Source organism: Flavobacterium melibiosi, assembly GCF_048158545.1.
Classification (GTDB): Bacteria; Bacteroidota; Bacteroidia; order Flavobacteriales; family Flavobacteriaceae; genus Flavobacterium; species Flavobacterium melibiosi.
In genome coordinates this window covers 1-5,659 of the sequence record NZ_JBLNKU010000026.1, presented here as the reverse complement: position 1 = coordinate 5,659, position 5,659 = coordinate 1, and the positions used below count along the sequence as shown (strand labels likewise).

General features: G+C 46.1%; 2 tRNA genes and 3 rRNA genes. All 5 read left to right on the top strand.

The window, feature by feature from the left end:
* Positions 1-434: 434 nt before the first annotated feature.
* A 16S ribosomal RNA gene (locus ACM55F_RS18690) occupies positions 435-1,948 on the top strand.
* Positions 1,949-2,076: 128 nt separating this feature from the next.
* Positions 2,077-2,150 (top strand) — tRNA-Ile (locus tag ACM55F_RS18685).
* A gap of 95 nt (positions 2,151-2,245) precedes the next feature.
* Positions 2,246-2,319, top strand: a tRNA-Ala gene (locus ACM55F_RS18680).
* Between the two features lie 191 nt (positions 2,320-2,510).
* Positions 2,511-5,394: ribosomal RNA gene (locus tag ACM55F_RS18675) — 23S ribosomal RNA — on the top strand.
* A gap of 147 nt (positions 5,395-5,541) precedes the next feature.
* Positions 5,542-5,651, top strand: a 5S ribosomal RNA gene (gene rrf, locus ACM55F_RS18670).
* Together the 16S, 23S and 5S rRNA genes with 2 tRNA genes alongside form the textbook arrangement of a ribosomal RNA operon.
* Positions 5,652-5,659: the final 8 nt, after the last annotated feature.

Below are 5,659 nucleotides of genomic sequence, written 5' to 3'. Positions count from 1 at the left end.
ACGTTCTTTAATAGACTGGCAAGTAAACTGGATTAAAGGAGAAAATTTATTTTCTAAAAAAGATTCTAAAAAGCTTGTGAGATTAGAAAACGCTTGTTACATTTGCACCCCGCAAAACAGGCAAAGTTCCTTGACAAACTGATAAGAAAAGAAGAAGTAAATTGGGATAAAAATTTCCAAAAAAAACTTCAAAAATTTCTTGCCAGTTAAGAAAAGAAGTTGCACTTTTGCACCCGCTTTGAGAAACACTTTAACGAGTGCTAACGAAGGGAAAAAAACAAGATAAGACTACGTTCCTAGACATATTGAATTGACAGCCGTTTTAAGAGAAATCTTAAGACAAAAGAATAAGAGTAATAGAATCGATAGATTTGAAAAAACCACTAGAATTTAGTCGAATAACAATAGCTTGAAGCAATTCAAGCAGACAATATACGATGAAGAGTTTGATCCTGGCTCAGGATGAACGCTAGCGGCAGGCTTAACACATGCAAGTCGAGGGGTATGCTTCTTCGGAAGTAGAGACCGGCGCACGGGTGCGTAACGCGTATGCAATCTACCTTTCACAAAGGGATAGCCCAGAGAAATTTGGATTAATACCTTATAGTATATATGAATGGCATCATTTATATATTAAAGATTTATCGGTGAAAGATGAGCATGCGTCCCATTAGCTAGTTGGTAAGGTAACGGCTTACCAAGGCAACGATGGGTAGGGGTCCTGAGAGGGAGATCCCCCACACTGGTACTGAGACACGGACCAGACTCCTACGGGAGGCAGCAGTGAGGAATATTGGACAATGGGCGCAAGCCTGATCCAGCCATGCCGCGTGCAGGATGACGGTCCTATGGATTGTAAACTGCTTTTGTACAGGAAGAAACAGTTCTACGTGTAGAACCTTGACGGTACTGTAAGAATAAGGATCGGCTAACTCCGTGCCAGCAGCCGCGGTAATACGGAGGATCCAAGCGTTATCCGGAATCATTGGGTTTAAAGGGTCCGTAGGCGGTCAGATAAGTCAGTGGTGAAAGCCCATCGCTCAACGGTGGAACGGCCATTGATACTGTCTGACTTGAATTATTAGGAAGTAACTAGAATATGTAGTGTAGCGGTGAAATGCTTAGAGATTACATGGAATACCAATTGCGAAGGCAGGTTACTACTAATATATTGACGCTGATGGACGAAAGCGTGGGTAGCGAACAGGATTAGATACCCTGGTAGTCCACGCCGTAAACGATGGATACTAGCTGTTGGGAGCAATCTCAGTGGCTAAGCGAAAGTGATAAGTATCCCACCTGGGGAGTACGTTCGCAAGAATGAAACTCAAAGGAATTGACGGGGGCCCGCACAAGCGGTGGAGCATGTGGTTTAATTCGATGATACGCGAGGAACCTTACCAAGGCTTAAATGTAGATTGACCGGTTTGGAAACAGACTTTTCGCAAGACAATTTACAAGGTGCTGCATGGTTGTCGTCAGCTCGTGCCGTGAGGTGTCAGGTTAAGTCCTATAACGAGCGCAACCCCTGTCGTTAGTTGCCAGCGAGTCATGTCGGGAACTCTAACGAGACTGCCAGTGCAAACTGAGAGGAAGGTGGGGATGACGTCAAATCATCACGGCCCTTACGCCTTGGGCTACACACGTGCTACAATGGCCGGTACAGAGAGCAGCCACTGGGTGACCAGGAGCGAATCTACAAAACCGGTCACAGTTCGGATCGGAGTCTGCAACTCGACTCCGTGAAGCTGGAATCGCTAGTAATCGGATATCAGCCATGATCCGGTGAATACGTTCCCGGGCCTTGTACACACCGCCCGTCAAGCCATGGAAGCTGGGGGTGCCTGAAGTCGGTGACCGCAAGGAGCTGCCTAGGGTAAAACTGGTAACTAGGGCTAAGTCGTAACAAGGTAGCCGTACCGGAAGGTGCGGCTGGAACACCTCCTTTCTAGAGCCTAACTGTTAGTTACGTAAGTAACACTTTTAGGAAAGAAGACGAAAGTTCGAAATGGAAACAGGTTTTAAAATTATATTACTCTTGCTGTTAGTTCAAATAATACCATTTAAGAATAAGAGTGTCTCGTAGCTCAGCTGGTTAGAGTACTACACTGATAATGTAGGGGTCGACAGTTCGAGTCTGTCCGAGACAACTATTTTAGACTTAAAAAAAGAAGAAATTCTAGAGTTGAGGCGTTATGAATGTTATTCATAATTCATAATTCACAATTCATAATTAAAAAAGATTGGGGGATTAGCTCAGCTGGCTAGAGCGCCTGCCTTGCACGCAGGAGGTCAACGGTTCGACTCCGTTATTCTCCACAGATTTAAGTATAAAGTCTTAAGTCATAAGTATTAAGTGAAAACTTATTACTTGATACTTAAAACTTCATATTTAATTAAAGTTCATTGACATATTGAGATAAGAAAATAATAAAAAGTAGAAAGCATTTTTTGCTTGTTTATCATTAGACAAGCAGAAGAAACGGCACATTTTAACTAATGTGTTGGTACAATAAGCAAAATAAGGGCGTATGGGGGATGCCTTGGCTCTCAGAGGCGATGAAGGGCGTGATAAGCTGCGAAAAGCTACGGGGATTGGCACACACGATATGATCCGTAGATACCCGAATGGGGCAACCCACTATGTTGAAGACATAGTACACCGATAGGTGGGCAAACCCGCTGAACTGAAACATCTAAGTAGGCGGAGGAGAAGAAAACAAAAGTGATTCCGTAAGTAGTGGCGAGCGAACGCGGATTAGCCCAAACCAAAGTTGTTACGGCAATTTTGGGGTTGTAGGACCACGACATTTGTTGCGGATAGAATTAGAATCTACTGGAAAGTAGAGCCAAAGAAGGTGATAGCCCTGTATAAGTAATAGAAGATAACGATAGTGGTATCCTGAGTAGGGCGGGACACGAGAAATCCTGTCTGAATTTGGCGGGACCATCCGCTAAGGCTAAATACTCCTGAGAGACCGATAGTGAACCAGTACCGTGAGGGAAAGGTGAAAAGAACCGTGAATAACGGAGTGAAATAGATCCTGAAACCATACGCTTACAAGCGGTCGGAGCCCTTTCGTGGGGTGACGGCGTGCCTTTTGCATAATGAGCCTACGAGTTAACGTTGCTGGCAAGGATAAGTGGTTAAGCCACGGATCCGTAGCGAAAGCGAGTCTGAATAGGGCGCTTTAGTCAGTAGTGTTAGACGCGAAACCGTGTGATCTACCCATGGGCAGGATGAAGCGCTGGTAACACAGTGTGGAGGTCCGAACCGGTTGACGTTGAAAAGTCTTCGGATGACCTGTGGGTAGGGGTGAAAGGCCAATCAAACTCGGAAATAGCTCGTACTCCCCGAAATGCATTTAGGTGCAGCGTTATGCTTAAAGTTATATAGAGGTAGAGCTACTGATTGGATGCGGGGGCTTCACCGCCTACCAATTCCTGACAAACTCCGAATGCTATATAATGTTTCATAACAGTGAGGGCTTGGGTGCTAAGGTCCAAGTCCGAGAGGGAAAGAACCCAGACCATCAGCTAAGGTCCCCAAATATATACTAAGTTGAAAGAACGAGGTTTGTCTGCCCAGACAGCTAGGATGTTGGCTTGGAAGCAGCCATTCATTTAAAGAGTGCGTAACAGCTCACTAGTCGAGCGGACGAGCATGGATAATAATCGGGCATAAGTATATTACCGAAGCTATGGATTTACAAGCAATTGTAAGTGGTAGGGGAGCATTCTAACAGGGTAGAAGGTGTGTCGTAAGGCATGCTGGACTGGTTAGAAAAGAAAATGTAGGCATAAGTAACGATAATGCGGGCGAGAAACCCGCACACCGAAAGACTAAGGTTTCCACAGCTATGCTAATCAGCTGTGGGTTAGTCGGGACCTAAGGCGAACCCGAAAGGGACAGTCGATGGACAACGGGTTAATATTCCCGTACTAGTTATTACTGTGATGGGGTGACGGAGTGATGAAAGCGCCGCGAACTGACGGAATAGTTCGTTGAAGTACCTACCTATAAGCTGCGCAGGCAAATCCACGCGGCTTGGGGAAATACGATAGTACTCGGAGACTTCGGTTGAAGAGATAGTGCGCCTAAGGGCTTCCAAGAAAAACCTCTAAACTTCAGGTAATAAGTACCCGTACCGCAAACCGACACAGGTAGTCGAGGAGAGAATCCTAAGGTGCTCGAGAGATTCATGGCTAAGGAATTAGGCAAAATAGACCCGTAACTTCGGGAGAAGGGTCGCCAGCAGCAATGCTGGCCGCAGTGAAGAGGTCCAGGCGACTGTTTATCAAAAACACAGGGCTCTGCAAAATCGTAAGATGAAGTATAGGGCCTGACACCTGCCCGGTGCTGGAAGGTTAAGTGGAGATGTTATCTTCGGAGAAGCATTGAAATGAAGCCCCAGTAAACGGCGGCCGTAACTATAACGGTCCTAAGGTAGCGAAATTCCTTGTCGGGTAAGTTCCGACCTGCACGAATGGTGTAACGATCTGGACACTGTCTCAGCCATGAGCTCGGTGAAATTGTAGTAGCGGTGAAGATGCCGCTTACCCGCAGTGGGACGAAAAGACCCTGTGCACCTTTACTATAGCTTAGTATTGACCTTGGATAAATGATGTGTAGGATAGGTTGGAGACTGTGAAGTGGCGTCGCTAGGCGTTGTGGAGTCATTGTTGAAATACAACCCTTTGTTTATCTGAGGCCTAACCCCGTTTTGCGGGGGACATTGCTTGGTGGGTAGTTTGACTGGGGTGGTCGCCTCCAAAAGAGTAACGGAGGCTTCTAAAGGTTCCCTCAGTACGCTTGGTAACCGTGCGTAGAGTGCAATGGCATAAGGGAGCTTGACTGAGAGACATACAGGTCGATCAGGTACGAAAGTAGAGCATAGTGATCCGGTGGTTCCGCATGGAAGGGCCATCGCTCAAAGGATAAAAGGTACGCCGGGGATAACAGGCTGATCTCCCCCAAGAGCTCATATCGACGGGGGGGTTTGGCACCTCGATGTCGGCTCGTCACATCCTGGGGCTGGAGAAGGTCCCAAGGGTTGGGCTGTTCGCCCATTAAAGTGGCACGCGAGCTGGGTTCAGAACGTCGTGAGACAGTTCGGTCTCTATCTACTGTGGGCGCAAGAAATTTGAGTGGATCTGATTCTAGTACGAGAGGACCGAATTGGACAAACCTCTAGTGTATCTGTTGTCACGCCAGTGGCATCGCAGAGTAGCTACGTTTGGAAGGGATAAGCGCTGAAAGCATATAAGCGCGAAACCCACCACAAGATGAGATTTCTTTTAAGGGTCGTGGGAGATGACCACGTTGATAGGCTATAGATGTAAAGGCAGTAATGTCATAGTCGAGTAGTACTAATAACCCGTAAGCTTATGTACGCTTTTCCCCGGGGCAACCCGGGGAAGAAACTTTCTCAAAACTTTTTATTTTCTTTATCTCAATATGTTAAGATATTATTGTAATTATGAATTGAAAATTATTCAATTGTTAATTATAGATAATTGCCCAAAGCAATTATAACCTCTTAAGGTGGTTATTGCGGCGGGGCTCACCTCTTCCCATCCCGAACAGAGTAGTTAAGCCCGCCTGCGCAGATGGTACTGCAGTTATGTGGGAGAGTATGTCGTCGCCTTTCTTTAAAGA